Origin of the sequence: Streptomyces prasinopilosus (genome assembly GCF_001419695.1) — a bacterium.
In the GTDB taxonomy this organism is placed as follows: Bacteria; Actinomycetota; Actinomycetes; order Streptomycetales; family Streptomycetaceae; genus Streptomyces; species Streptomyces prasinopilosus.
Map to the genome: position 1 here is coordinate 1 of NZ_LIRG01000638.1, position 1468 is coordinate 1468.

The 1468-nt window shown below is 70.0% G+C and carries 2 protein-coding genes; both read right to left on the reverse strand.

Annotation, left to right across the window (positions count from 1 at the left end):
• Nucleotides 1-729, reverse strand: a 729-nt coding sequence (locus AOK18_RS23765; protein ID WP_055695662.1) for a nucleotidyltransferase family protein, incomplete at its 3' end; no start/stop codon positions are given.
• Between the two features lie 131 nt (nucleotides 730-860).
• The coding region (locus AOK18_RS23770; protein ID WP_167738733.1) for a peptidoglycan recognition protein family protein at nucleotides 861-1468 on the reverse strand (608 nt) is incomplete at its 5' end.

The window sequence follows — 1468 nt, forward strand, 5'->3', positions numbered from 1 at the left end:
CGGGGCGCGGCCCAGCACCAGGTCCGCGGAGCCCCGTACGAAGGCCGCCGGTGTGCCGAGGTCCAGCCAGTACGTGGAGTCGACCAGCCCCTGGAGGTGGGCCCCGGCCGACAGCAGGTCCGGGAACGTCTCGCGTTCCACGGACACCGGCCGGCCCGTGGGGATCGTGTCGATGACCGAGCGGCGGAAGACGTACGCCCCCGCGTTGATCTGGTCGGTGACGATCTCCTCGGGCGTCTGGGGTTTCTCCAGGAACGCCAGGACGCGGCCCGTGCCGTCGGTGGGGACCAGGCCGTACGCCCTGGGGTCCGTCACCTTCGTCAGGTGCAGGGAGACGTCCGCGCCCGTCGTCCGGTGGGTGCGGACCAGCGCCCGGATGTCCAGGCCGGTGAGGATGTCGCCGTTGAAGACCAGCACCGGTTCGTCCGGGCCGGAGTGCAGCCGGGAGGCGACGTTGCGGAGGGCGCCGCCCGTGCCGAGGGGCTCCTCCTCCGTCACGTACTCGATGTGCAGCCCCAGCGAGGAGCCGTCGCCGAAGTACGGTTCGAAGACCTCGGCCAGATAGGACGTGGCCAGGACGATGTGCTCGACGCCGGCCGCTCTGGCTCTCGCCAGCTGGTGCGTGAGGAAGGGCACCCCGGCCGCCCGGACCATGGGCTTCGGGGTGCGCACCGTGAGCGGGCGCAGCCGTGTGCCCTTGCCCCCGACCAGGAGAATCGCTTCTGTCACCTGTCGTCTCTGCTTCCTGCCGGGACCGGCCGAACTGTCTTTCGGCCGGTCAGTGTACGCAGACCGTCGCACAGTGGTTCCGACGGCGGTGTCTCCGGCAGGAAGGGACCGGACCCGGCGGTCCGCCGTCCTCAGCGGCCCTGGTAACCGGCTGCTGCGGAACGGACGGTGCCGAGCTTGTCGTAGAGCTTCCCCCCGGGGCACTCGGTGTTGAACCCGTCCCGGTGACCGGAGATCACGTTCAGCCGTACCTTCGTGCCTTTTGCGTAGAGGTTGCCACCGCCGGACGTCAGGTATGTCTTCGCGCTCGGATCCATGCCGTGCAGCCCGAGCTTCCACGCGGTGAGCTGGGCGACGCCCGTCACCGCGGCGGCCGGCGGACTCGTGGAGCTGAAGGTGCCGAGGACCGCCACGCCCGTGCTGTTGCTGTTGAACCCCAGGGTGTGGGCGCCCAGCACCGGGTTGGCCACTCCCCCGGCGCGGCCCTCGTAGATCTTGCCGCACTTGTCGACGAGGAAGTTGTAGCCGATGTCCCGCCAGCCCATGCTTTCCGTGTGGTAGCGGTAGATGCTGCGGATGACCGAAGGGGCCTGTGCGCACGTGTAGTTGTTGCCGGAGGCGCTGTGGTGCACGAAGGCCGCGCTCACCGTGTCGGTGTACACGAAGGTCTTCTCCCGCAGGCTCTCGTCCGCGCCCCACCCGCTGCGCGTGACGATGCCGGGGCGCGGACGAGAGCCTG